The following is a 24,865-nucleotide window of genomic DNA, read 5'->3' on the forward strand; positions in this document are numbered from 1 at the left end:
CTATGCCTTTGCGTCGACGGGCAGCGTGAGCGTGAAGACGCTGCCCTCGCCAGGCTCACTGATGAAGCTCAGGTGTGCGCCGATCAGCTTCGAGAGTTTCTGTGAAAGGTGAAGGCCAAGCCCGGCGCCTTCTGCGCTTCGCCTGGAGAGCGGCTCGAGCTGTTCGAATGCTTGAAAGAGACGCTCGCGGTCCTGCGGCTTGATCCCGATCCCGGTATCCCGCACGTTGACGTCGCAGTGGAGACCCGAGCTTGTTGCCCGCGTGGAGACGTCGATCGTCACGGAACCCTTCTCGGTATACTTCAGCGCATTATTTGCAAGGTTGATGAGAATCTGCGAGAGCGCGCGGCGATCGCTGCGCACGACCGTCCGTTCGCGCGGCAGCACGACGTCGAACTCGAGCCCCTTGCTCGCGGCCATCGAACGCAACGAATCGCGGACTTCCTCGATGACGTCGTGTAGGCTCATCGGTTCCAAGTGCAGCTCCACCTTGCCGGCTTCGATCTTTGCGAGATCGAGAATGTCGCTGATGAGCGAGAGCAGATGGCGGCCACTCGACTGAACGATGCGTAGTTGCTGTTCTTGTTCCTCGGTAAGCGGCCCGGGCAATCGCATGAGCAGCGTCCCGGTAAAGCCGATGATCGCGTTGAGAGGCGTTCGCAGCTCGTGGCTCATCGAGGCAAGGAACTGGTCCTTGGCGGCATTTGCAGCCTGGAGTTCCGTGTTTTTCGCCTGAAGCGTGCGCTCGAACTCCTTGCGCTCGGTGATGTCGCGAATGGCGCTGACCACGAACGTGCCTTCGTCGGTCTCGAGCGGGCTGAGACTGATCTCGACGGGTACGTGGCGCCCGTCCTTGCGCACGCCGGCGAGCTCCAATCCGATCCCCATCGGCCGAGTCTTCGGGTCGCGGACGTACGCCGAGCGGTGCCCGGCGTGCCGCGCGCGCACCTTCTGCGGCACGAGCATCTCAATTGGCTGCCCGAGCATCTCGTCGCGGCCGTAGCCGAAAAGGCGCTCGGCCTGTTCGTTGACGAGCCGTATGCGTCCCTCACCATCGACCGCGACCATGGCATCGGGAAACGAGTTGAAGAGCGGAAACGAGCTCGCCGAAAACGGCCTCATCGCGCCTAACCCCTTCGCGGGTTATTCATAAGCATCCGCTAATATCTCGCCCAATGGAGAGCCAAGACCCGGCCGCCGCCGGGGAATCGCGACGCATCGCCGAGCAGTCGCTGCGGCACGAAATCGGGAACATGGTGACGATCGCTCAGGCAAATGTTGAGGGCATGATCGACGGCGTCGTCGAGCCGACGCTCGAGCGATTGGAATCCGTTCGCGAAGCCTTGGCGAGTGCTTCGCGTCTGCTCAAGGAACTCGCGATGTCGCAGAAGGAGGGCACATGGGGCAGTTGACCGAGCGCGCGTTCGTTGCATGTCCGTACCATCGCGCGCGAGAGTATCTCGCCGCAGGCGTCGGCGAGCGGATTAACTCCGGTGAAGCGATGACGCTGAGAGTTCCACTCGCCGGCATAGAGCTGAAGAAGGATGTCGTCGTCACGTTCTCTCCCGGCATCGATCCGATGCACATGGATCAACCATGGCGCGTCCACTGGACGCCGGAGGGCGGTGGCCCGTACCCCGACTTCGACGGCGAGCTGACGGTGCGTGCCGACGAAGACTACACGTCGAGCGTGCTCGAGCTCGTCGGCGATTACCGGCCGCCGGGCGGCGCGCTCGGGCAAGCATTCGACGCCGTCGTGGGCTCGCACATCGCCACGCTCACGGCGCGCAATCTGCTCAAGCGCCTCGGCGACGAGTTCGAGGCGCGATACGGAACCGAAGAGGAGCAGAAGCGCCATGAGAAAGGATGACGGCGACGCGCCGCTCGTTGGAACGCTGCGGTTCGTCTTCGTCATGGGGTTGTCGTTCGTCGTGCTTTGGCTCGCAATGTACTGGCTGCTCGTAAGCCGGTGGCGATAGATGCACGTCCACAGATACGAACGCGCGTGGATGATTTTCGGCGTGGCGATGCTCGTCGTCTTTCTCGTTCTCCTCGCGGTCGCCGCGATCTCAAACGACGTGGTACCGCCGAGCGGCATGCAGCAAATCGATCCTCGTGCAGTCGCCCGTACGCCTCCATTTGATAAACCCGGATTGCGCCGTTTGCCGGACGGATCGTACGAAGCATACTACGTCGCACGCGTCTTCTCGTTCGATCCTTCGGTTTTGACGATTCCGGTGGGAGCGAAGGTCACATTCTACGTCACGAGCACGGACGTCGTGCATGGCTTCTTCGTTCCCGGCACCGACATCAACATGATGGTGATTCCGGGGTGGGTGAACACGGAGACGCACGTCTTTCGACGGCCTGGTGAATACTTGCTGATCTGTCACGAGTACTGCGGCATCGGCCATCAAAATATGTTTGGCAAGATCGAGGTCGCGAAAGTATGATTGCAGATCGTCAGATGCGCCGCGAGAACCGCGTCGTCATCGCGCACGTGTACACGGCAACGGCGGCGATCGCGCTGGGTGCAATCTTCGGCGTCTTTCAGGGCTTTTCGCGAGCAGGAGCCGTGAGCGCCCCCGCGTGGTTCGACTACTATCGTATCCTGACGATGCACGGCGTGCTGATGGCGCTCGTCTTTACGACGTTCTTCATCACGGGGCTCTCGCTCTTCGTCACCTATCGCGCGATTCCACGAGAGCGCGCGGTGGCGGTGGGGTGGGTCGGATGGATCGTGATGCTCGTCGGCACCGCGATGGCTGCGGTCGAGATCGTGCTCGGCAACGCGACCGTGCTCTACACATTCTACGCTCCCCTCAAAGCGAGCCCGTGGTTCTACATCGGGGCGACGATCTTGGTGCTCGGCACGTGGATCGTCGCATACGAGATCTTCGAGAACGTCGTCTACTGGCGCAAGAACAATCCCGGCAAACCCGTTCCTCTCGTCGTGTTTTGCGCAGCGGCGACGTTCGTCATGTGGGTCGTTGCCACGTTCGGGGTTGTCGCCGAGATGGCGATGCTCATTCCGTGGGCCTTCGGCTGGGTCCCCAGCGTCAACGTGTTGCTGACGCGGTTGTTCTTTTGGTACTTCGGCCACCCGTTGGTCTACTTCTGGATCATGGGCGCGTACATCATCTGGTATAACATCATCCCAAAGCGCTACGGTGGGAACGTCTTCAGCGACGGCTTGACGCGCCTGACGTTCATCATGCTGATCTTGCTCTCGACTCCCGTCGGTATCCACCACGAGTTCATGGAGCCCGGCATCTCGAGCGCGTGGAAAGCGCTCTTCACGGTCACGACCTACGGGGTCGTCATTCCGTCCTTCATCACCGCATTCGCGATCTTCGCCTCGTTCGAGCTCGCCGCCATCAAGCAGGGGCGCAAGGGGTTCATTGCCACGGTACGATCGCTGCCGTGGAACGATCCGGCGTTTTCGGGCGCCGCATATGGCATGTTGCTCTTCATTCTCGGGGGCTTCGGCGGCCTCGTGAACGCCTCGTACGGCATGGATTCGGTCGTGCACAACACGATTTGGGTTGTCGGGCACTTCCACGTCACCGTCGGCGGACCGGTGGCGCTGACGTTTCTGGGCGCCGCGTACTGGATGATCCCGCGCCTCACCGGACGCGCCCTGTGGAAGCCGGAATGGGCGCTGATGCAGACGCGTCTGTGGTTCCTCGGCATGCTCGTGATGTCGTTCTCCATGCATTTCGCCGGCCTGCTCGGGGCCCCGCGCAGGACTTCAGATGTCAGCTACGGCGGTGCCGCCGTCGCAGTAGCGTGGCAGCCGTACATGATCGCCGCCGCCGCCGGCGGCCTGTTGCTCTTCCTCGCGATTCTGACGTTCGTCGCAGTCGCCGTCGGCACGCTGCTGCAGAACAAGAAGACGGAGTCGATGGAGGTCGAGTTCGCGGTGCCGGCGATGCCCGCGGAGGCGACGCCCAGCGCTCTGCAGCACCTCTTTCGCTGGGGCGTTATCGCTCTCGTCCTTGCGGTGCTGGTCTATGCGGGACCGATCGGTGACCTCGTCCACGCGCCAGGATATAGCGTTGCTGGAATGCGAACGTGGTAATGGCAGGTGGAACGCAAACGGATTTTGGTCGTCGATGACGAGCCGCAGATCGTCGAGGTTCTGCACGCGTACCTCGAACGGGAGGGGCTCATCGTCGACTCCGCCGGTACGGTGGCGGAAGCGCTCGAGAAGATCGGCGCGCTTCGCCCGGATATGTTGATCCTCGACATCACATTGCCGGACGGCAGTGGGTTAGACGTCCTGCGCGCCGTCTCCGGGCCGAATGGGCGGATTCCCTCGATCATGCTGACCGCGCGCGCCGAGGAGGCGGATCGCATAGTCGGTCTCGAGCTCGGTGCCGACGATTACGTCACGAAGCCGTTCTCGGCACGCGAAGTCGTAGCACGCGTTCGCGCGCTCTTCCGCAGGGTCGAAGAGACCGTCGTTTCGCCGTTGCAGCGCGCGGCGAAGAAGACGCTCGTCGGCAATTTGGAGATCGACCACGAGTTTCACGAAGTCCACATCGCGGGAAGTTCGGCGAATGTGACGGCGACCGAGTTCCGGATCCTTGCGCTCTTGGCGGAGAATCCAGGCGAGGTCTTCACGCGTTCGCATCTGCTCGATCGTTTGAACGACGGCGGCGACATCTTCGAGCGTACGCTCGACCGGCACATCAACAATCTGCGCAAAAAGATCGAGCCGGATCCGCACAACCCTGAGTACGTCCTGACGGTGTACGGCGTGGGCTACAAGATGCGCCGGCCGTAACGCGATGCACGTAGAGCGCGTTTTACCTGCTGGCTGGCACGCCGATCTCCTGCGGCGCTGCGAGGGCCTGCCGCCGGCCCGCACCGCCGTCGTCCATCCGTGCGACGTGCTCGCGCTCGAAGGCGCTGTATCCGCCGCTCGCGCCGGCCTGATCGTCCCGGTGCTCGTCGGGAACGAGGAGAAGATTCGCGCCGTTGCCAGAGATGCATCGCTCGACGTCTCCACATACGAGATCGTCTCTGCCGCGCACAGTCACGCCGCCGCCGCGATCGCGGTGCAGATGGCGCGCGCCGGGAACGTCGAGGCACTGATGAAAGGCAGCCTTCATTCCGACGAACTGCTGCACGAGGTCACGCAGCCGTTATCGGGCCTGCACACGGAGCGGCGCATGAGCCACGCCTTCCTCGTCGACGTGGCTGCGTATCCGCAACCGCTCGTGATCAGCGACGCCGTCGTCAATATCGCGCCGACGCTTGATGAGAAGCGCGACATCGTGCGCAATGCCGTCGATCTCGCGCACGCGGTGGGAATCGCGGACGTCCGCGTGGCGCTCCTGGCGGCGGTCGAGACGGTCTCCTCCAAGATTCAGTCGACGCTCGATGCCGCGGCGCTCTGCAAGATGGCGGAGCGAGGACAAATTCCCGAGGGACTGCTCGACGGCCCACTTGCGCTCGATGATGCGCTGAGCCCGGCCGCTGCGATGGAGAAGAAGATTCATTCGCTCGTCGCAGGACGCGCGAACGTGCTGATCGTTCCCGACATCGACTCGGGGAACGTTCTCGTGAAAGCGCTGAGCTTGCTCGCCCATGCGGCACTCGCCGGAGTCGTTTTGGGCGCGCGAGTCCCCATCGCGCTGGCGAGCCGCGCCGACAACGTGGCGACCCGTGTCGCGTCGGCGGCTGTCGCACTTCTGCTCGCGCGCGCCGCCAGGTAACGGAGTTCGTGCGCATCCTGTGCATCGACGCAGGATCCTCGTCGATCAAGTTCGCGTGTTACGATCGGGATTCGGCGAACGAGCGGGCCGTCTACTCGGGAGCGGCCGAGACGAAGGGCGAGGGCGCCGCGGCCGGGCTCTGGAGAGCCGTTGAAGAGCACGACCCTCCCGACGCGATCGCCCATCGCATCGTCTTCGGTGGTCCGGGCTGCAATGCGCCCGTTCGGCTGAGCGATGCGATACTGAACGGCCTGCGCGAGCTCCGCGCGTGGGATCCGCTGCATCTCGGCGTCGAGGTCGCAATCGTCGAGGATGCCCTGCGGCGCTTTGCGCTCCTGCCGCAAGTGCTCTGCTTCGACACCGCATTCTTTCGCGGATTGCCCGACGTTGCCACGCGCCTCCCGCTGCCCCGGACGCTGCCGGCATCGCTGCGACGGTACGGCTTTCACGGACTCTCGTACGAGTGGGCGCTCGCATCGCTCGGCCATCCGCGGGGGCGGACCGTCCTCGCACACCTGGGCTCGGGCGCGAGCCTCTGCGCCGTTCGCGATGACGAGCCGGTTGATACGACGATGGGATACAGCGTGCTCGGCGGCGTCATGATGGCGACGCGGCCGGGCGATCTCGATCCCGGCGTCATGCTTGCGCTCCTCGCGCAGGGATACACTGCCGCCCACCTCTCGAAGATGCTCTATGAGGAAAGCGGGCTGAAGGGCGTCTCCGGTTTCTCCGGCGACATGCGCGAGCTGCTCGCCGCGCGTGCAACGGATCCTCAGGCCGCGGAAGGCGTGGCGCTTTTCGTGCACCAGCTCCGAAAGCATCTGGGAGCGATGGTCGCCGTCCTGGGCGGCATCGACACGCTCGTCTTCACCGGGGGCATCGGAGAGCACGCGCCGGTGATTCGGGAAGAGGCATGCGCGCCGTTCGGATATCTCGGCATGCTACTCGACGATTCGGCCAACACCCGCGGCGACCCAACGATTTCCGCGGCGCGGAGCAGCGTCGTCGTGCGGATCGTCCGCGCGAACGAGAACGCCATGATCGCGCGCCACGCGTGGTCCTTGTTGACATGACGCTTGCCGAAGCCGCGCGCAGCGACGCTTTGGCGGTGCTCGCGCAGCTTCAAACCTCGTCGGCCGCAGCTTCCGCCGTCGTTCGTGCTCGTGATCGCGGCGATCGTCGTTGCGTATGCGATCCTGGCCGAAGCGATGAAGGCCTGGTTCTTCCGCCTTCCGCGCGTGGTGACGGTTGTCCCCGCTCGACCGAATCGCCGTATCCTGCGCATCGCATCACGCTGGGTAAAGGCGCGCCGGCGCTGAACATGAAAGGAGAAGATGTGTTCAAGAAGATGCTGCTTGCCTACGACGGATCGCCCTGCGCGCAGTCCGCGTTTGGGACCGCACTCAGCCTTGCGAAGGCCGAATCCTCGGCGCTTACGATTTGCACCGTAGTGGATCCGATCGAGATCGCCGGTGCGAACGCGCCTATGCCACCGACCCAGGCCGCACTCGACGACGCCCTCTCGCGCGCGCGCTCGATGCTTGCCGATGCTGCGTCTCGGGCGCGGGAGGCGGGCGTGAACGCGAGCACGGAGCTCTTGGAAGGCGAGCCCGCGTACGAGCTCGTGACGCTGGCGGGTCGTTTGGGCGTCGACGTCATCGTCATGGGTACGCACGGTCGCTCGGGCCTGAAGCGGCTGTTTCTCGGCAGCGTTGCCGAGGAGACGCTCCGCAGCGCGGGCGTTCCCGTCGTTGTCGTGCATCAAAAGTAGCTCCGCGCAAGAAATCTTCGCAGGAACTTCACGAGCGTTTCCCCCAGCGGACATATCGTTTGGATTGAAGGGGGATTCGCCCGATGATGATAGTGGATACAGATAGGTCGTTGCATCAGAGCGTACTCGATGTGCTCGAGGCGGAGCCGCGCGTAGAAGCGGGGAAAGTCGGCGTTGCAGTCGAGGGCGGCGTCGTGACGCTGTCCGGAACGCTGGGCAGCTTTACCGAGAAATGGGCGGCCGAGGCGGCGGTGAAGTCGGTCAAGGGCGTGCGCGGCATCGCAAACGAGCTGCGCGTCGAGTTGGCCGGCATGCACGTTCGCGATGATGCCGACATAGCCAAGACGGTCGTCGAAGTACTGCGCTGGAGCAGCGGGCTGCCGCAGGGAATTCAGCCCGAAGTACACGGCGGATACGTCACGCTGCACGGTCAAGTCGATTGGCCGTATCAGCGCGAGGACGCCATCGACATCGTCCGGCGCCTCTCCGGGGTGCGGGGCGTCTACGACGACATGACAGTCAAACCGTATTCCGTCGACCCGATGGAGCTGCGGCGCAGTATCGAGAGCCGTTTCCAGCGCTTGGCAGCATTCGACGCCAAGAACGTCGTGATCGACGTGAAAGACGGCGGGCTCGTGAAGCTCTCCGGTACGGTCGCCAGCCTCGCCGAGTTCGATGAAGCGGAATCGGCCGCGTACTCGGTGCCGGGCACCTCAGAGGTACGCAACGAAATTCGGATAAGCGACGAGGGTTGGTAAGAGCGGCATCCGACGACGCCCCCGAGATCGCGATCGAGGTCATCGACCTCACCAAGCGGTTCGGAGACGTCGCTGCCGTCAAGGGCATTTCATTTCGCGTTCCGCGTGGCATGGTGTTCGGGCTCGTCGGCCCGAACGGCGCGGGAAAGAGCACGACGGTCAAGATGTTGACGACGCTGCTCGCGCCAAGCTCGGGAACGGCTCGCGTAGCCGGGTTCGACGTGCGACAGTCACCGGTTGCGGTGCGCCGGCGCATCGGATACGTTCCGCAAATGCAGTCCGCAGATCCGGATCTGACGGGATTCGAAAACTTGCTCGTCTTTGCGCGGCTCTACGCATTGCCGCGCGCATCGCGCCGGCAGCGCATCCTCGACGCGCTCCATGCGATGGACCTCGACGACGCGCGCGACCGTCTCGCTCGCCACTATTCGGGCGGAATGCTTCGGCGTCTGGAGATTGCGCAATCGCTGCTCAACGAGCCGGACGTGCTCTTCATGGACGAACCTACGATCGGTCTCGACCCGTTGGCCCGGCATTCGGTGTGGGAGCGCGTGGGGCACCTGCGAAGCGCCCACGGCACGACGATCTTCATGACCACGCACTACATGGACGAAGCCGCCGAGCTCTGCACGCGCGTCGCATTCATGCGTGAAGGGCGCATCGTCGCCGAGGAGTCCCCTGAGACGATCTCCGGCCGCTACGGCGCCGACGTGACGCTCGATGACCTCTTCATCCGCTACACCGGCGGCAACGCTTCCCAGCCGGCCGAACGATGAATCCGCTCGAAACGATCCTGACGCAAATCGCGGCGATCACCGACGCGGAGATCCAGAAGCTCGTTCACGACCCCGTCGAGCTCTTGACGCGGGTCATTCAGCCGGTGCTCTGGCTACTGATGTTCGGGGAGGTGTTCGCTCGCGTGCGCGGCATTCCGACCGGCAACATTCCGTACCAAGCCTTCCTCGTTCCCGGGGTCCTCGCGCAGAGTGCGTTGTTCATCTCGATTTTCTTCGGGATCTCGGCCATTTGGGAGCGCGATCTCGGCGTGCTCTACAAGTACATGATGAGCCCCGCACCGCGGGAGGCGCTCGTACTGGGCAAAGCGCTCGCGGCGGGCGTGCGCGGGCTCTCTCAGGCCATTATGGTGTATGCGATCGGCTTGCTTATCGGCGTTCATTTGCGGGTCACGCTGGAGGCGGTCCTCGGCGTTTGCGTCGTCATCGTGCTCGGCGCGGCGGTCTTCTGCACGTTCTCCCTCATCATCGCGTGCATCGTCAAGACGCGCGAGCGCTTCATGGGCATCGGCCAAGTGCTCACGATGCCGCTCTTCTTTGCGAGCAGCGCGATCTATCCGCTCTCGTTGATGCCGGGATGGTTGAAGGCGGTCGCCATGATCAACCCCCTCACGTACCAGGTCGACGCGCTGCGCACGTTCATGCTCGCCGGCTACCAGAGCACGTTCGGCCTCGTCACCGACTTCGGGGTGCAGCTCGGCATCTTCGCGCTGCTGCTCGTCCTCGCAGCGAGAATGTATCCGCTGATCCTGACCTAGCAGGCGGGCCGAGGTCGAATGCGGGTGCGCCGCAATCGAGGCATTGACGATCGGTAATGACTCTGTAATGGCGCTGTATGCGCGCGTAGGGTGAGCCGAAATCTATCGAAGTAACTATCGAAGGAGGTTTACGTTATGCCCAGACAGATTCGGTCGCTTCTCGCTGACGACAGCGGAGCCACGCTCGTCGAGTACGGACTGCTTCTCGCGCTGGTGGCGATGGCTGCCATGGTGTCGATGAAGACCCTCGGAACGCATATCAGCACCCTCTTCACGAGCGCCGCGAACAAACTCTGAGGCTCCCGCGAGTCAAACGCGAACGCTCCGCAAGCGCAAGGCGTTTGCGATGACCGACACCGAGCTGAACGACATGGCCGCTGCGGCGATCATCGGCGAGAGAAGAATCCCGAAAAACGGGAAGAGCACTCCGCCGGCGATCGGTATGCCGAGCACGTTGTAGACGAAGGCGAAGAAGAGGTTCTGACGCACGTTGCGGATCGTCGCCGCGCTCAGACGGCGCGCGCGAAGGATGCCATCGAGATCGCCCTTCACGAGCGTTATGCCGGCGCTCTCGATCGCGACGTCGGTTCCGGTGCCCATCGCAATGCCGACATCAGCCTGCGCGAGCGCCGGCGCATCGTTGACTCCGTCGCCGGCCATCGCTACGATCCGGCCTTGCCTCTGCAGCTCCTTGACGATCTGCGCCTTTTCGCTCGGCGGAACGCCGGCGCGCACGTCGTCGATCCCGAGGCGCCGCGCTACGGCCGTTGCCGCGCTTTCGCGATCGCCGGTGACCATCACGACGCGCATCCCGTCGGCGTGCAGCGCGTCGATGGCCCCGCGCGCAGAGCGTTTGATTGGATCGGCAAGGGCGAGAAGGCCCGCGAGCGCATCGTCGATTGCGATGAAGGCGATCGTCGAGCCGTCACTTCCGGCGATTGACGCCTTCGCGGCGATCTCTGCATCGCCGATGCCGACGTCGGTCATGAACGCTGCGTTCCCCAGTGTAACGGCGTGGCCGTCGACCGTGCCGCGCACCCCTTTGCCGGGCACGGCGTGGAAGTCGGCGACGGGAGCGAGGTGCATTCCGCGGCCCTCTGCCCCCTGGACGATCGCTCGCGCGAGCGGATGTTCGCTCGCGCGCTCGAGGCTTGCCGCGAGGCGCAGCATCTCCGGCGTGCCGGCGACGGTCGCGAGCACGGGCGAACCTTCCGTCAACGTGCCGGTCTTGTCGATGACGAGCGTATCCGCCCGGCACAACGTTTCGATCGCCTCGGCATTTTTGAAGAGCACGCCGATGCTCGCTCCCTTACCGCTTGCGACGGTGATCGACATCGGCGTTGCGAGACCGAGCGCGCACGGGCAAGCGACGATCAACACGGCAACCGCGTTGACGATCGCATGCGAAAGCGCCGGATGTGGGCCGAAGGCGAGCCAGCACGCGAAGGTCACGACCGCGGTCGCGACGACGACGGGAACGAAGACGGCGGCCACGGCGTCGGCAACGCGCTGGATCGGCGCTCGGCTTCGCGCGGCTTCGCCGACCATAGCCACGATCTGAGCGAGCACCGTTTCGCTTCCGACGCGCCGCGCTTGCATGACGAAGGATCCGGTGAGGTTCAGCGTCGCGCCGATAACGCGGTCGCCCGGCTGCTTTTCGACCGGCATCGATTCGCCGGTGAGCATCGATTCGTCGACGGAGGAGCCGCCGTCGAGCACGATTCCGTCGACCGGAATCTTTTCGCCGGGGCGAACGCGAAGACGGTCGGCGACCGCGACCGCATCGAGTGCGACGTCCAGTTCGTTGCCGCCGACGTCGATGCGGTGCGCGGTTTTCGGCGCGAGATCGAGCAGCGCGCGAATCGCGGCCCCGGTACTCCGGCGAGCGCGCAGCTCGAGCATCTGCCCGAGCAGAACGAGCGTCGTGATCGCAGCCGCCGACTCGAAGTAGGTCGCCCGGCCGCTCGCGGCCGCCGCGAGGCTGTAGAGGTATGCAACGCCGACGCCCAGACCGATCAGCGTGAACATGTTGAGGCTGCGAGCGACGATCGAGCGCCAAGCACGCGCGAAGAGCGGGAAGGCGCACCAGAGGACAACCGGCGTCGTCAAGATCGCCTCGAGCCAAGGAATCGGCTTCGCCATCGCGAGCACCACGACGGGCGCGGTGAACGCGGCGCCCACCCAAAAGCGCCGCGTCATGTCGGCGAGCTCGCCGCCCTCCTCGACGTCCGCGCCTGGCTGAGTCGGTTCGAGCGCCATTCCGCACGTTGGGCATTCCCCGGGTCCGGCGGCTCGGACCTCGGGGTGCATGGGACACGTCCAGGTCGTCATTCCATGATGGTAACCGCCTGCGCCTAGATATGGAAGCCTGAGAAGAAGTGCGGAATGCCCTTCGCGGCTGCTTCGCGCCCGTCGCGTAGGATGAGGCGATAATGATGGCGCAAGCGAGCGCGGCCGGAGCCGACGCGCTCCTGGAATCGCAGTACGTCCGTCCTTTCCGCAGTATCTCGAACGCGGACGTGGCGAGCGTGGGCGGCAAGAACGCATCGCTCGGCGAGATGTATTGCTCCCTGACACCGCTTGGCGTCCGTACGCCGAACGGTTACGCGGTTACGGCGGACGCGTACCGTTACGTGATGGAGCATGGCGGCGTCTGGGCAAAGCTGCATGCGGCCCTCGACGGACTCGACGCGTCGAAGATCGCCGATCTTGCGGTGCGCGCGCGGCGCGCGTACGATGCCGTTGTGTCGGCGCCGTTGCCGCAGGATCTCGCCGAGCAGATTTGCAGCGCATACCGCGGCCTCCAACGACAGTATGGCCCCGATCTTTCGGTCGCCGTCCGTAGCTCGGCGACCGCCGAAGACCTGCCGACGGCAAGCTTTGCGGGCCAGCACGAGAGTTATCTCAATGTTCGCGGCGAGACGATGCTTTTGGAGGCCTACCGTTCGTGTATCGCGAGCCTCTTTTTGGAGCGTGCCGTCCACTATCGCATCGACCAGGGATTCGACCATTTCAAGGTCGGGCTTTCGGTGGGCATCATGAAGATGGTTCGTTCCGATCTTGCCTCGAGCGGCGTCGCCTTCACGCTCGATACCGAGAGCGGCTTTCGCGACGTCGTCTTCATCACGGGCTCCTACGGTTTGGGCGAAACGATCGTTCAAGGCGCCGTCGACCCCGACGAGTTCTACGTCTTTAAACCGACGCTGGCGCAAGGCTACCGCGGGGTGCTTCGGCGCAGGCTCGGCGCCAAAGAGCGCAGGCTCGTCTTCGGCGGCGGTACAACGCTGCAGTCGACGACGCAGACGCTCGCGACGCCGGAGATCGATCGAGGACGCTTCTGCCTCGAGGACGACGAGATCGTCGCTCTCGCCGTGTCGTGCGTTGCGGTCGAGCGGCGCTATAGCGAGCTCGCAGGCCATCCGCTTCCGATGGACGTCGAATGGGCGAAAGACGGCGTCGACGGGGAGCTCTATCTCGTACAGGCGCGCCCTGAGACCGCAGCGTCCCGTCGCGAGCTGAGCACGATCGACGAGTATCACATCGCCACGGACGCCAAACCGATCGCGACCGGCCGCGCCGTTGGCTCGACCATTGCGTTCGGTCCCGTGCGCGTCGTCGAGGGGAGCGCGGACCTCGACGCCTTCCGTCCGGGCGAAGTGCTCGTATCGCACACGACGACGCCGGACTGGGAGCCGGTGATGAAGATTGCAAGCGCGATCGTAACCGATCGCGGAGGACGCACGTGTCACGCGGCGATCGTTGCGCGCGAGCTCGGGATTCCGGCGGTCGTTGGAACGGGAACGGCAACCGCCGTTCTTCACACGGGCGCGGAGGTTACGGTATCGTGCGCCCACGGTGAGGAAGGACGCGTCTACGCGGGGCGCCTCCACTTCGACGTCGAGCACGTGGACGTCGGCAAGCTGCCGCATCCGAAAACCAAAATTATGTTGACCTTGGGGGATCCTGACTCCGCGTTTGCGCGCAGCATGCTGCCCAATGACGGGGTCGGGCTCGCTCGTATCGAGTTCATCGTCTCCGACGAAGTGCGCGTCCATCCGATGGCGCTCGCGCATCCGGAGCGCATTACCGATCCGACGATCGCGCGAACGATCGAAACGCTCGCAGAGAACGACGCCTCACCCGCCGAGTACTTCATTCGCACCCTTTCTGAAGGGGTTGGGACGATCGCGGCGGCGTTCTATCCGAAGCCCGTCGTCGTTCGCATGTCGGACTTCAAGAGCAACGAGTACGCGCAGCTCTTCGGTGGAAGCGCGTTCGAACCGCAGGAGGCCAACCCCATGCTCGGCCTGCGCGGCGCGTCACGGTACACGCACCCGATCTATGCCGATGCGTTCGCGCTCGAATGCGCTGCGATGAAGCGCGTGCGCGATGTCATGGGGCTTCAAAACGTCATTCTCATGATTCCTTTCTGTCGCCGGGTCGACGAGGCCGAGCGCGTCATCGCGCGCATGGCCGAGCTCGGCCTTCGGCGTGGACAGAACGGTTTACAAATCTATGTGATGTGCGAGATCCCGAACAATGTCATTCAGATCGACGCTTTTGCGCGCCATTTCGACGGATTTTCGATTGGATCGAACGATCTGACGCAGCTCGTGCTCGGCGTCGATCGCGATTCGGAGCTTGTCGCAGCCGAGTTCGATGAGCGGGATCCAGGCGTGCTCGAGATGTTGCGTCAGACGATCGTGGGGGCCAAGCGAAACGGTCGCGCCGTCGGCATATGCGGACAAGCGCCGTCGGATTACCCCGAGCTTGCGACCTATCTGGCGAAGCTCGGAATCGACTCGATCAGCCTCAACCCGGACAGCGTGCTGAAAACCATTCGTCAGATGACTGCGGAGGACGCAAAATGAACCGGCAGCGGATTCTCGTGCCCGTGGACGGCTCTGCGTTCGCCCTGGGCGCGGTGGACGTCGCGGTTGAGCTCGTCCGCGGGTTGTCGGCGGAGTTGCTGCTCTGCCACGTGATCGATAGCGGTCGAGCGGCGCGGCTCAGCTTCGGGGATCCTGCATTGCTCGACGGATGCTACGACGCGCTGCGTGCCGACGGGGAGCGGTATCTCGCCGATGCTGTGGCGCGCGTCGAGGCCGCTGACGGAAAGGCGACGACGATCCTTGCGTACGGCGATCCGTCTCAGGAAATTCAAACGATTGCGGCGCAGAAGAACGCGACGATGATCGTGATGGGAACGCACGGCCGAACGGGCCTCCTACACCTGCTGATGGGAAGCGTTGCAGAAGGCGTGATGCGCGCCGCGTCGGTCCCGGTAGTCGTCGTCCCGCCGAAACGAGAAGCGGCAGAAGAACGAACGGTCGCGTGAACGCGATCGCGACGGTCACGCTCAATCCGTCGCTCGACGTTCCCGTGGATCTTCCCGGCCTGCGCCTGGGCGAGACGAATCGTTGCCGCTCGAGCACGATCGATCCTGGAGGAAAAGGAATCAACGCGAGTCGCGTCATTCATCGGCTCGGCGGCGAGACCGTCGCGTACGGGTTCGTCGGCGGTCTCACGGGTGCGCTGCTGCGCGCGCGGCTGGACGAGGAGCGCGTCACCCACGACTTCGACGACGTCGAGGGGCTCACGCGCTTCGACGTCATGATCTACGAGCGCGCCGTCGGTCGCAGAACCCGTCTGCTGGCGGAGGGCCCCATCGTTGCGCCGCAGCACGTTGCAGCGTTGCAAGCAAGGCTCTGCGCCATCGGCGCCGGCCGCATCGTGACGCTCGGCGGCAGCGCCCCTCCGGGGATCGCTCCCACCATCTATCGAGATTTGGTCACGTGGTTGAACGCGCGAGGCGTGCGCTGCATCGTCGACGTGTCGGGCGAAGCCTTGGCGAGCGTTCTGCAAGCGCATCCGGCGCTGATCAAGCCCAACGAAGAAGAAGCAGCGGAGGTCGTCGGGCGCGCGCTGCATGGCGACGATGAAATGCTCGAGGCTGCGATCGAGTTGCGCGCACGCGGCGCGGCGTGCGTCGTCATCTCGCAAGGGGAGCGCGGCGCGCTCGGCGTGGACGCCGAGGGCGCGTGGAAGATCGAAGTGCCGAGCGTGACGGTGAGCAGCACGATCGGCTCGGGCGACTCGATGGTCGGCGCAATGGCACTGGCGCTCGAACGCGGCGCGACCTTTCCTGACGCGCTTCGATTAGGCGCGGCCGCCGGGACGGCAACGGCGTCGACGCCGGAACGCAACCTCTGCAGTTCAGTCGACGTGGAGCGTCTGGTACGTCAGGTGATCGTGCGCCCTCTACGGTATTGGTCGGGCACGAACGGTTCGCCGCCGCCCAGCGCGTCGGCTGCATCCCATGCCCAGCGTGGGTGACGTAGGAACCCACGCGCGAGAGAAACCATGTCCGCATCCCCGCCGGCAACGATCTGCTCGGCCTGCTTTGGGTCGGTAATCATGCCCACCGCGATCGTTGCCATTCCCGTAGCGCGTTTGATGCGCGCGGCGAACGGAACCTGATAGCCGGGGCCAACCGCGACCCGTTGCTGTGGTGAGAGCCCTCCGCTCGAGACGTCGACGAAGTCGCAGCCGAGCTTCTTGAGGCGTTCGACGAATGCAGCCGATTGCTCGACGTCCCAGCCGCCCTCGACCCAATCCGTGGCGGAGATGCGCACGCCGAGAGGTTTTCTTTCCGGCCAAGCATCGCGCACGGCGGCGAAGAGCGCGAGCGGAAAGCGCATGCGGTTTTCGAGCGATCCTCCGTATCGATCGGATCGCCGATTCGAGAGCGGCGAGAGGAACTCGTGCGCGAGGTAGCCGTGCGCGAAATGGAGCTCGACGACATCGATGCCGAGCCGCTCGGCGCGCAGCGCCGCCACAACGAAGTCGCTGAGGACCTTCTGCATTCCCGCATCGTCGAGCTCGTGCGGGACGTGCCACCCGACGTCGTATGGGACCGCGCAAGGAGCAACGATCTCGTACGAGCGACCCGGCGGTGCGGGGCCACCGCCCTCCCACGGAGGAAGCGTCGCTCCCTTTCGGCCGGCGTGCGCCAGTTGCACGCCGATCTTGCTGCGGGTGTAGCGCCGCAAGAATCGCACGACGCGTTCCATCCCTTGCTCGTTCTCGTCGCTGTAGAGGCCGAGGTCGCAATCGGTGATGCGAGCCTCGGGGCTGACGTGCGTGGCTTCGAAGAAGGCCAGGGCGGGGCCGCACAGCGCGAAGTGTCCGAGGTTGACGAGATGCCAGTCGTTCGGGCTTCCATCCACGCTGGAGTACTGGCACATCGGCGAGACGACGATGCGGTTCTCGAGCGTCAGCGAGCGCAAACCGATGGGCGAGAAGAGCTCAGGCATACAGATCTCGTCGCGTCGGCGGCAGATCGACCGTGCCGTCGCCGCGCGGACGTGCGAGCAGTGATTGATAGATCGCGATGCGCGCGCTGCGGAAGCCCTGTGCGCTGCCGGCCAGGTAGAGCCGCCAGATGCGGTAGCTCTGCTCACCGGCCGCGTCGACCGCTTCGGTGCGGTGCCGTTCGAGATTTGCAACCCACGCGCGCAGCGTCCGTGCGTAATGCTCGCGCAGGTTCTCGACGTCGCGCACCTCGAAGCCGGCGTCCTGCGCGACGGCCAGCGCCTCGGCGATACGCACGAGTTCGCCGTCCGGAAAGACGAAGCGCTCCATGAAGCTCGTCGCACGTCTACCCACTGCGGGGCCTTCGGCGGCGATTCCGTGATTGAGAAAGAGGCCGCCGGGGCGAAGCGCGCGATATGCGGCGCGAAAATATTCCGGCAGTTTTGCGCGGCCCACGTGCTCGAACATGCCGATGCTCGCGACCTTGTCGAAGCGCTCGTCGCCGAGGTCGCGATAATCCCGTAGCTCGATGCTCGCGCTCCGGCGTAATCCGGCAGCGTCGATGCGCCGGTTGCCTTCCTCGTACTGCGATCGGCTGAGCGTTATGCCGAGCGCGCGCGCGCCGAACGCTTGCGCAGCGCGGATGACGAGCGCGCCCCAGCCGCATCCGATATCCAGCAAACGCTCGCCGGGGGCGAGACGAAGCTTGCGTAGGGTGTGATCGAGCTTCGCGAGCTGTGCCGTCTCGAGGTTCGAAAGGCCGTCGTCGTAATAGGCGCACGAATAGATGAGATGCGAGTCGAGAAAGGTGGCGTAGAACGGCAGCGGGAGATCGTAGTGAAATCCGATCGCGGCCAAATCGCGCGCTCGTGAATGGAGCCCGCCGCGCAAGCGCGCTTCGCGCAGTCGCGCAAGCCGGGCTCGCGGGAGACGGCGCAGCATCAGCCAGATGTGTGCGGCGCGCCGAGGCGTAAGGCCGGCGACGGCATTCAACAGCGCGTCGACGGCGGCTTCGATGTCACCTTCGCAGTCGAGGAGGCCGGCCGCGAACGCCCTTCCCGCCGAAAGGTCGAACGGTGCGCGTAGCGCCGTACGCAGCGCTCCGGGATGCGCGACGACGAGCGTGAAGCGCTGGCGGCTGCCCTCGACGCGGGTTCCGTCCCAGAGCCGTACGCCCATCGCGGTGCCGTAGGTGTCACCGAAGAGCGCGACGAGAGTCTCCTGGACGATGCGTGCGGGCTCCATCGTTCTTCTAAGATGGTTCTTCGGAGGCGGTCCTCCCTGCGCGCCGAAAAACGATCCTCCGATGCATACGCGAGTCGGCAAAATTCGTATGCAGGCGCTGCTCCTGAGTGCCGCGCCCCTGCTTTTTCTCGTCCTGCTCGCCGTCTTTGCGGCGCTGCTCGTCTCCAACGCGCAGTCGATCTCCGCTTCGTCGCAGCAAGCGACCAGGGTTCTCGGCGAGAGCGATGCCCTCAGCGCGATCGTCACGGCGGCGGCCCGCAGCGTTACGGACTATACGTCGTCGCACCGCCCTGCGGACCTGCGCAATTACCGGCGCTGGGCCGCAGCATTTCCGGGGCAAGCGAAAAGCCTGCTCGCCCTCACCACGGAGCAGCCGGCGGTACGCGCGAGCGCGCGGCGCTACGTCGCGGCAACGCATGAAGGCATGATCGTGATCGCACGCTACCTTGCGCTGATGCAAGCCGGGCACGCGTCGCAAGCACGCGCGTATGCCGCGTCGCCGCCCGTCCGCCGGCTCTCCCTTACGCTCAACAGCACGAAGAGCGGCCTCGACAAGCAAGAGCGCTCTCTGACGATGTCAGGCTTCGACGCCTTTTCGCGGCGTTTGCGTTTTGCGCTTGCCGTCATTCTCCTCGTCTGTCTCTGCGGAATCGCCGCAACGCTTTTAGCGATGACGCACTTCGGCTTGCGCATCGTGCGCCGTCTCGAGCTCTTGGCGAGCAACGTACGCCGACTCGGCTCGGGCGAGAGCGTGCAGGCGATCGACGGAAACGACGAGATCGCAACGCTCGATCGGCTCTACCAAGAGATCACGCGCCGTCTGCGCGAGGCGTTGCGGCAAAAGGATGAGCTGCTCTTCGCATACGAACGCGAGCACCACGTCGCGTCGACGCTGCAGCAGGCGCTGCTCCCGCAGAACCTGCCGGTTGTCCCCGGCGTGCGCATCGACGCCGCATACGTTCCTGCCGCAAAGAGTGCCGAGATCGGCGGCGATTGGTACGACGTGTTTTCGATTTCCGAGCGGTCGCTCGGCATCGGCGTCGGCGACGTCGCCGGACACGACCTTCAGGCAGCGACGGTCATGGGATCCGCGCGTCAGGCGATTCGCATCGCTGCACGCGAGGATCCGGACCCCGCGAGCGTCCTTCGTCGCGTCAATCACGCAATCTGCGCCGACGATCAGCAGCGCATGGTGACGGCGTTCTTCGGCGTGCTGGATCTCGCGGACGGCAAGCTGCGCTACGCGGTCGCCGGGCATCCGCCGCCCTTCCTCGTAACGCCGGAGCGGGAGACGAGCACGCTCGAAGGCAGCGGCATCGCGCTGGGCGTCAATCGGCGCTCCGATTTCACAACGTACGAGCTGTGCCTCGGGCTCGGGAACGCCCTGGTGCTCTACACGGACGGTATGGTCGAGGCCGAGCGCGACTACGATAAAGGCATGGCGGCCCTCGAAGCCGCGATCCGCGTCGAAGCATTCAGCCCTGGGGGCAATATCGCCGAGCAAATCCAGCGGCGCATTTTCGCGGGGGTGCAGCCGCGCGATGACTCGGCCGTGCTGTTCGTCGGCATTACCGATCTGCAGTGCGCGCCGGCGTCGGCGCTTCGCCAAACCTGGAAGCTCGACGCGAAGGACGAGAGCGCGGCGCACCGCGTCAAACGTGCGGTACTCTGGCATCTGGGCGAGATCGCCGCGCCAGCGTCGGATTTCGCTGCCGTCGAAGCGATCGTCGGCGAGCTCGTGTCGAACGTGGCGCGGCATACGCCGGGCGATGCCGAGGTGACGCTGGAGTGCGACGATCGCTCCGTCGCGCTGCACGTGAGCGATCGGGGCAAGGCGTTTCGTAGCACGGGCGAGCACGTTCCCGACGTGCTGGCCGAGGGCGGCCGCGGTCTCTTCCTGGTTCGGGCGCTGGCAGAACGGCTCGACGTGGTACACACGAGCGCCGGTAACCGCGTCTCGGTGCTGCTCCCGGTCGCGATCGGGTCGCCGCTTTCCATCACCGCGGCGTGATGCGGCAAGTCGCCGCGATTCTGCTCGTCGCGGCGGCACTTGGAATCTCAGGAGCCAACGTCGCTCGGGGCCGCTACGCGATGGGCGATTTCAAGGCGTTTTACTGTTCGGCGCGCGTCGTGCTGCAGCATGGCGACCCGTACGCGGCGGCACCGATGGCGCGCTGCGAGCGGCAGCCGGCACGGTACCCATTGTACGTGACGCAGCCCGGAGAAGTCGTACCGGCCCCGCTGCCCGGATATGCGATCGCGCTGTTCGTGCCCTTCGCACTGCTGCCGTTCGACATCGCCGCCTTCGTCTGGATCGTGCTTCTCGCGGCGGCGTTCGCAGTCGCTGTCGCGCTCTTCGCCAAGACCGGTGCCGGAGACGGGTGGGCGATCGCGGTCGCGCTCGCCCTGCCGATGGTTGCCGTCTGCTTTCCCGTGGGCGAGCTTCCTCCGATCGCGCTTCTGGGGATTGCTCTTGCCGCGTGGAGCGCGCGATACGGCCGCCCGTGGGCGCTTGCGCTCGGCGTGGCATTCGCCCTCGTCGAGCCGCAAATCGGTGCGGCAGTACTGCTCGCGGCGGTTGCGCTCGGCCGGCGCTTTGCGATCCCCGCAATCGCGGTTGCCGCGATTCTCGGCCTCGTCTCGCTGACGCTACTCGGCGTTGCGGGAAACGTCGCCTACTTTCGCGTCGTTCTCCCCGCGCATCTGCTCTCCGAACTCCCGAGCGTCCTGCAGTACAGCCTGTCATGGATGCTCTATAGGATCGGCGTTGCGGCCGGCGCGGCGATCTTCGCGGGAAGACTCTGCTGGATCGTGATGCTCGGCGTCACGGTGTGGTTCGCGCGCAGCGACGCCGCGCGCGCTCGCCCCGAGATCGCGTTCCTCGCAGCGCCGGCGTTTGCCGTCGTCGGCGGCCCGTTTCTCCACCTCGATCAGATCGCGCTTGCCGTTCCGGCCGCCGCGTGGCTGGCGACGAACGCTCTGCGCCCCTCCTGGCTGCGCACGGCGGCACTCGTCGCGCTTGCGGTGCCGGTGCTCTATGTCTTTTCAGTCATCCGACTGGTCGCGCTCGCACCGTTCGTAGGCGCGTGGCTCGCAGCGACGTCATACGCGTCGGCGATTGTCGGTATCCGGACGGCGTTGCTGACGATCGTCGTGCTGTCGCTGATCGGCGGCGTCGCGATTCTCACCGGCACGGGAAGCATGCACGCGCCGCCCGTTCAAACGTTGCCGGCAACGCTGCCGCAGGCGGCATGGGCGCAATACATCGGCAAGCACTTCATCATGACGTCGTGGAGTCTCTGGCTCGTGAAAGCCCCGATCTGGCTTGCGATTGCCGCGACCGCCGCCGGACTCGTCTCGCTCGCGCGCGCGCCGAAGGGGGCCGCCGCATGAGTGCGCGCGCCGCGGCGGCGATGGCGATCGTCATTGCTGCGCTCTGCTGCTGGGTTCCGACCGTCGTGCACGGCCGTTTTGCGCTGGACGATTTCAAAGCGTTCTATTGTGCGGGTCGCGTTCTGCTGGCGCACGCGGATCCGTACGACGCGCTACCGATGGCGCGCTGCGAAGCATCGCCGGCGCCGGCACCGCTCTTCGTTGCGCGACCGGGCTTCGTACTGCCGGCTCCGCTCCCAGGCTACGCGATCGCTGGTTTTGCTGCGATCGCCTGGCTTCCGTTCGGCGTTGCCGCGGCGCTCTGGATCGTCGCTATGTTCGCCTCTACGGCTGCGGCGATTCTGTTGTTGGAGCGTCTGCGCACTGGGGATCGGTGGAGCATTCTCGTTGCGCTCGGCGTCGTGCTCGTGACGATCTCGTGGTCGGTCGGCGAGCTGCTGCCGTTCGCCTTGCTCGGCATTGCTCTTGCAGCGACTGGCACACGCGAACGCCGCCCCGGCTTGGTCGGCGTCGGCATCGTATTCGCGATGCTCGAGCCGCAGGTCGGCGTCGCGATGGCCGTTGCCGCTGCGGCGCTCTCAATGCGATACGCGATTGCGGTTGGTGTGACGCTTGCCGTTCTTGCGATCGTGTCGTTCTCGGCGCTCGGCATCTCCGAGAACGTGGCCTACGTACGCGACGTTCTTCCGGCACACATGCTCTCAGAGTTGCCGGCGTATTTCCAGTACGGCCTTCCGTGGGTGCTCGATCGGCTCGGCGTCTCCGCGGGGTCATCGCTCTTCGCCGGCCGCGTGTTTTGGCTCGCGATGCTCGGCGTGACGTTCTGGTTCTCGCGCACGGCACTGTCGCGGGAGAGACCGGAAGCAGCATTGCTTGCAGCGCCGGTCTTCGCTCTTGTGAGTAGCCCGTTTCTCCACCTGGATCACGTCGCGCTCGCCGTTCCCGGAGCGCTATGGCTTGGATGGCAACGCCCATCGTGGGTGCGCACTGCCGCCATCGTGGCGCTCGCGCTGCCGCTCTTTGCGGTGTTCTTGGCGCGGGGAACGCTCGTGCTCGTGCCGATCGTCGCGTTATGGTTGGGAACGGTGTACGGGCGTTCGCTTTTCCACGGGCTCGTCACGGCACTGGGGGCAATCGCCGTAACCGCGATTGCCGCCGTCGCATTCCTCGTTACCGGCTTCGGCTTCTCCACGACGTCCGTCGTGGGGCTCCCGGTAACCATCGCGCAGACGCCATGGGCCGCCTTCGTAGCGACGCATTACGTCCTGTCCTCGTGGGGCGTGTGGCTCGCGAAAGCGCCGATATGGTTTGGGATCGGCGCGACGGCGGTGGGCTTTGCCGCGTTAGGCGCGACGGTGCGACGTGCCGTAGGGGATGGCCGTCGCGCGGATGTCGCGGCCGAGCATAGCGGCGGCGAGGTCCCAACTCGTTAGCAGCTCGTACCATTCGATCCACTGACGGTACACGTCGTCGGGCGCGACGTCGAAACGCTGCGCGACTTCCGTGCAGAAGGTCCTCGTAGGTCGCCCGACGGTTTCGCGCGAGTGCCAGAGCCACGTCTTCCAAAAAATGATCGACGCGCGCTGAGCGTCACCTGCGATCTCGAGCGAAAGCTCGAGGCGCGTGCCCTCTTCGTCCAGAGTTTGGAGCATCGCGACCTGCTTTCCGATCCGAAGAGCGCACTACTCGCCATCTGCGAGCGCGCGGTTCAACGCTCATCGGGGAGTTTTCCTCACGGGATTTTTACCAAACGGAAGAGATTCCTTCTCATTGCGCTTCGGTCGCGGAGTCAACGAGACGAACGTTTTCACGAGACTCTCGATGCCCCGCTGATCGTCAGGGATGAATCTGCGCAGGAGAGCGCTGTCGAGGTCGAAGACGCCGTAGGCAGAGTTATCCACAACCAGCGGTACCACGATCTCCGAGCGAGCGGCCGAATCGCACGCGATGTGATCGGCGAACTGCGAAACGTCGTCGACGACGAGGATCTCGCGACGCAAGAACGCCGCGCCGCAGACGCCCCTTCCTTTCGGTAGACGCGCGCAAGCGGGTCGCCCCTGGAACGGACCGAGCACCAACTCGCCCTCGGGGTCTGCGTAGTAGAAGCCGGCCCAGCTGACGTCGGGTATCTCGCCGTAGACCAGAGCGGCGAAGTTTGCGGCGTTGGCGATGGGATCGCTCTCGTCGCTCAGCAAGCCTCTGACTTGTTCCTCGAGCAGCCTGTAGTCCGTCACGACTCAAACGATTTCGCAGGAGCTGGGCGACAGCCTTGCGGGGCGAACCGACCCGCCTCGCCGTACGGCGGGGGTGGCGTCTCGAGCCCCCGAATCAGTGCTCGGTTACCCTCGCTGCAGAAAAAGGAAACGCAACCATGAGCCTTCCCCGTTTTGCACTTGCCGCTGCGGCTTTGCTGTCGGTATCCGCGATCGCGTGCGTATCGGCAGACACCCCGGCGACGCTCGACGTTACCATGAATGCGCAAAGCGGGTCCGGCGAAGACGGTACCGCGACGATCACACAGACCAGCAACGGCGTCCAGATCGTGATCTCGCTCCAGAACGCGACGTCGACGCCCGAACCAGCGCACGTCCATTTCGGCGTGTGCTCCGACCTAGGCGGCGTCCAACATCCGCTCGCGAACGTCGTCAACGGGTCATCGACGACCACTCTTCCAGGCGTCACGATTTCCGATCTGCTCTCCCGTCCGCTGGCAATCAACGTGCACAAGAGCGCCGACGATCTCGGAGCGTATGTCTCGTGCGGCGACATTCACGGATGACGACGCGAAGGTGGCCGCACGCGCGACGACGCGCTCGACTTTCGGCACGCGCGTCTTCGTCCAACGATCGTGGAGAAGAACGCGATACCAAATGAGACCGAGTGGCGCGATCAGCACCACAGCAAGAAGGCATGAGATAGCGTCCGATCGTGGGCCAGATCCCGGGTTTTGCGAAAAGTCGAGGGCCTGCGCCCTGCGGGTGGGCGGCCGCTAGTAAGCGCCGCAGGTTTCCATGCCCCGGCCGAAGGGCGGTTGCGCCGCAAACCCGCATAAAATGAGGCAAGGTCAGCGCGCGCCCGTAGCTCAAACTGGATAGAGCAGGGGACTCCT

The 24,865-nt window shown here is 64.9% G+C and carries 27 protein-coding genes; 21 read left to right on the forward strand and 6 right to left on the reverse strand.

The features are described 5' to 3' along the window. A complete protein-coding gene (locus tag VMV82_04930; protein HUY40892.1) occupies positions 1-1,122 on the reverse strand; it encodes an ATP-binding protein in 1,122 nt (373 codons plus the stop codon). 53 nt (positions 1,123-1,175) lie between these two features. Here VMV82_04930 and VMV82_04935 point away from each other — a divergent pair, with 53 nt between their 5' ends. From VMV82_04935 to VMV82_05000, 14 genes are all read left to right on the forward strand, one after another. Next, positions 1,176-1,412 (forward strand): hypothetical protein, encoded by a 237-nt coding sequence (locus tag VMV82_04935; protein HUY40893.1) that lies wholly within the window; start codon positions 1,176-1,178, stop codon positions 1,410-1,412. After that, positions 1,400-1,870, forward strand: coding sequence for a hypothetical protein (locus VMV82_04940; protein HUY40894.1), 471 nt, complete (start codon positions 1,400-1,402; stop codon positions 1,868-1,870). The genes VMV82_04935 and VMV82_04940 overlap by 13 nt, the downstream gene beginning before the upstream one ends. Beyond that, positions 1,857-1,979: a cytochrome c oxidase subunit 2A gene (locus tag VMV82_04945; protein ID HUY40895.1), complete on the forward strand. Its 123-nt coding sequence runs from the start codon at positions 1,857-1,859 to the stop codon at positions 1,977-1,979. Before VMV82_04940 ends, VMV82_04945 begins: the two co-directional genes overlap by 14 nt. Beyond that, a complete protein-coding gene (locus tag VMV82_04950; protein HUY40896.1) occupies positions 1,980-2,453 on the forward strand; it encodes a cytochrome c oxidase subunit II in 474 nt (157 codons plus the stop codon). Beyond that, complete coding sequence (locus VMV82_04955) at positions 2,450-4,081, forward strand: cbb3-type cytochrome c oxidase subunit I (GenBank protein HUY40897.1); 1,632 nt, start codon at positions 2,450-2,452, stop codon at positions 4,079-4,081. The genes VMV82_04950 and VMV82_04955 overlap by 4 nt, the downstream gene beginning before the upstream one ends. Before the next feature lie 6 nt (positions 4,082-4,087). Continuing rightward, entirely contained in the window at positions 4,088-4,789 is a 702-nt protein-coding gene (locus tag VMV82_04960) for a response regulator transcription factor (GenBank protein ID HUY40898.1), read from the forward strand. 4 nt (positions 4,790-4,793) lie between these two features. Beyond that, positions 4,794-5,723 carry a bifunctional enoyl-CoA hydratase/phosphate acetyltransferase gene (locus tag VMV82_04965; protein ID HUY40899.1) on the forward strand — a complete coding sequence of 310 codons (930 nt, stop codon included), beginning with the start codon at positions 4,794-4,796 and terminating at the stop codon, positions 5,721-5,723. A gap of 8 nt (positions 5,724-5,731) precedes the next feature. Continuing rightward, positions 5,732-6,796, forward strand: a complete 1,065-nt coding sequence (locus tag VMV82_04970; GenBank protein HUY40900.1) for an acetate/propionate family kinase — start codon at positions 5,732-5,734, stop codon at positions 6,794-6,796. A 3-nt stretch (positions 6,797-6,799) separates the two neighbouring features. Beyond that, the gene (locus VMV82_04975; GenBank protein ID HUY40901.1) at positions 6,800-7,042 is read left to right on the forward strand and encodes a hypothetical protein; all 243 of its coding nucleotides are present in this window, start codon (positions 6,800-6,802) and stop codon (positions 7,040-7,042) included. Between the two features lie 17 nt (positions 7,043-7,059). After that, positions 7,060-7,494: a universal stress protein gene (locus tag VMV82_04980; protein ID HUY40902.1), complete on the forward strand. Its 435-nt coding sequence runs from the start codon at positions 7,060-7,062 to the stop codon at positions 7,492-7,494. A 110-nt stretch (positions 7,495-7,604) separates the two neighbouring features. After that, a complete protein-coding gene (locus tag VMV82_04985) occupies positions 7,605-8,252 on the forward strand; it encodes a BON domain-containing protein (GenBank protein HUY40903.1) in 648 nt (215 codons plus the stop codon). After that, complete coding sequence (locus tag VMV82_04990) at positions 8,246-9,028, forward strand: ATP-binding cassette domain-containing protein (protein ID HUY40904.1); 783 nt, start codon at positions 8,246-8,248, stop codon at positions 9,026-9,028. The genes VMV82_04985 and VMV82_04990 overlap by 7 nt, the downstream gene beginning before the upstream one ends. Continuing rightward, positions 9,025-9,804, forward strand: a complete 780-nt coding sequence (locus VMV82_04995; protein HUY40905.1) for an ABC transporter permease — start codon at positions 9,025-9,027, stop codon at positions 9,802-9,804. The genes VMV82_04990 and VMV82_04995 overlap by 4 nt, the downstream gene beginning before the upstream one ends. Before the next feature lie 135 nt (positions 9,805-9,939). Continuing rightward, the gene (locus VMV82_05000; protein HUY40906.1) at positions 9,940-10,101 is read left to right on the forward strand and encodes a Flp family type IVb pilin; all 162 of its coding nucleotides are present in this window, start codon (positions 9,940-9,942) and stop codon (positions 10,099-10,101) included. A gap of 12 nt (positions 10,102-10,113) precedes the next feature. On the opposite strand, the gene VMV82_05005 is transcribed toward VMV82_05000, so the two are convergent. Further along, positions 10,114-12,135, reverse strand: coding sequence for a copper-translocating P-type ATPase (locus VMV82_05005; protein ID HUY40907.1), 2,022 nt, complete (start codon positions 12,133-12,135; stop codon positions 10,114-10,116). A 101-nt stretch (positions 12,136-12,236) separates the two neighbouring features. On the opposite strand from VMV82_05005, the gene ppsA reads away from it, so the two are divergent. Genes ppsA through pfkB form a run of 3 tightly spaced genes read left to right on the forward strand, consistent with a single transcriptional unit; the run spans position 12,237 to position 16,140 of the window. Then, positions 12,237-14,675: a phosphoenolpyruvate synthase gene (gene ppsA / locus VMV82_05010; GenBank protein HUY40908.1), complete on the forward strand. Its 2,439-nt coding sequence runs from the start codon at positions 12,237-12,239 to the stop codon at positions 14,673-14,675. Next, positions 14,672-15,142 (forward strand): universal stress protein, encoded by a 471-nt coding sequence (locus VMV82_05015; protein HUY40909.1) that lies wholly within the window; start codon positions 14,672-14,674, stop codon positions 15,140-15,142. The genes ppsA and VMV82_05015 overlap by 4 nt, the downstream gene beginning before the upstream one ends. Beyond that, positions 15,139-16,140, forward strand: coding sequence for a 1-phosphofructokinase (gene pfkB / locus VMV82_05020; GenBank protein ID HUY40910.1), 1,002 nt, complete (start codon positions 15,139-15,141; stop codon positions 16,138-16,140). The genes VMV82_05015 and pfkB overlap by 4 nt, the downstream gene beginning before the upstream one ends. On the opposite strand, the gene VMV82_05025 is transcribed toward pfkB, so the two are convergent. Together VMV82_05025 and VMV82_05030 are read right to left on the reverse strand one after the other, a co-directional pair. Continuing rightward, a complete protein-coding gene (locus VMV82_05025) occupies positions 16,047-17,120 on the reverse strand; it encodes an NADH:flavin oxidoreductase/NADH oxidase (protein ID HUY40911.1) in 1,074 nt (357 codons plus the stop codon). The genes pfkB and VMV82_05025 overlap by 94 nt on opposite strands. Then, positions 17,113-18,363 (reverse strand): cyclopropane-fatty-acyl-phospholipid synthase family protein, encoded by a 1,251-nt coding sequence (locus VMV82_05030; protein HUY40912.1) that lies wholly within the window; start codon positions 18,361-18,363, stop codon positions 17,113-17,115. Before VMV82_05030 ends, VMV82_05025 begins: the two co-directional genes overlap by 8 nt. A 61-nt stretch (positions 18,364-18,424) precedes the next feature. Between VMV82_05030 and VMV82_05035 the strand changes: the two genes are divergently transcribed. The 3 genes from VMV82_05035 to VMV82_05045 are packed head-to-tail and all read left to right on the forward strand — an operon-like array spanning position 18,425 to position 23,189. Next, a complete protein-coding gene (locus VMV82_05035; GenBank protein HUY40913.1) occupies positions 18,425-20,374 on the forward strand; it encodes an ATP-binding SpoIIE family protein phosphatase in 1,950 nt (649 codons plus the stop codon). Next, positions 20,374-21,756 carry a glycosyltransferase 87 family protein gene (locus tag VMV82_05040; GenBank protein HUY40914.1) on the forward strand — a complete coding sequence of 461 codons (1,383 nt, stop codon included), beginning with the start codon at positions 20,374-20,376 and terminating at the stop codon, positions 21,754-21,756. The genes VMV82_05035 and VMV82_05040 overlap by 1 nt, the downstream gene beginning before the upstream one ends. Then, complete coding sequence (locus VMV82_05045; GenBank protein ID HUY40915.1) at positions 21,753-23,189, forward strand: glycosyltransferase 87 family protein; 1,437 nt, start codon at positions 21,753-21,755, stop codon at positions 23,187-23,189. The genes VMV82_05040 and VMV82_05045 overlap by 4 nt, the downstream gene beginning before the upstream one ends. Here the strand turns inward: VMV82_05045 and VMV82_05050 are convergent. Beyond that, positions 23,100-23,408: a hypothetical protein gene (locus tag VMV82_05050; GenBank protein ID HUY40916.1), complete on the reverse strand. Its 309-nt coding sequence runs from the start codon at positions 23,406-23,408 to the stop codon at positions 23,100-23,102. The two genes, VMV82_05045 and VMV82_05050, sit on opposite strands and share 90 nt — an antisense overlap. Before the next feature lie 63 nt (positions 23,409-23,471). Continuing rightward, the gene (locus VMV82_05055; GenBank protein ID HUY40917.1) at positions 23,472-23,990 is read right to left on the reverse strand and encodes a GAF domain-containing protein; all 519 of its coding nucleotides are present in this window, start codon (positions 23,988-23,990) and stop codon (positions 23,472-23,474) included. Positions 23,991-24,127: 137 nt separating this feature from the next. Between VMV82_05055 and VMV82_05060 the strand changes: the two genes are divergently transcribed. Further along, the gene (locus VMV82_05060) at positions 24,128-24,535 is read left to right on the forward strand and encodes a hypothetical protein (protein ID HUY40918.1); all 408 of its coding nucleotides are present in this window, start codon (positions 24,128-24,130) and stop codon (positions 24,533-24,535) included. Positions 24,536-24,865: the final 330 nt, after the last annotated feature.

This window comes from Candidatus Dormiibacterota bacterium (assembly GCA_035532035.1).
In the GTDB taxonomy this organism is placed as follows: Bacteria; Vulcanimicrobiota; Vulcanimicrobiia; order Vulcanimicrobiales; family Vulcanimicrobiaceae; genus Tyrphobacter.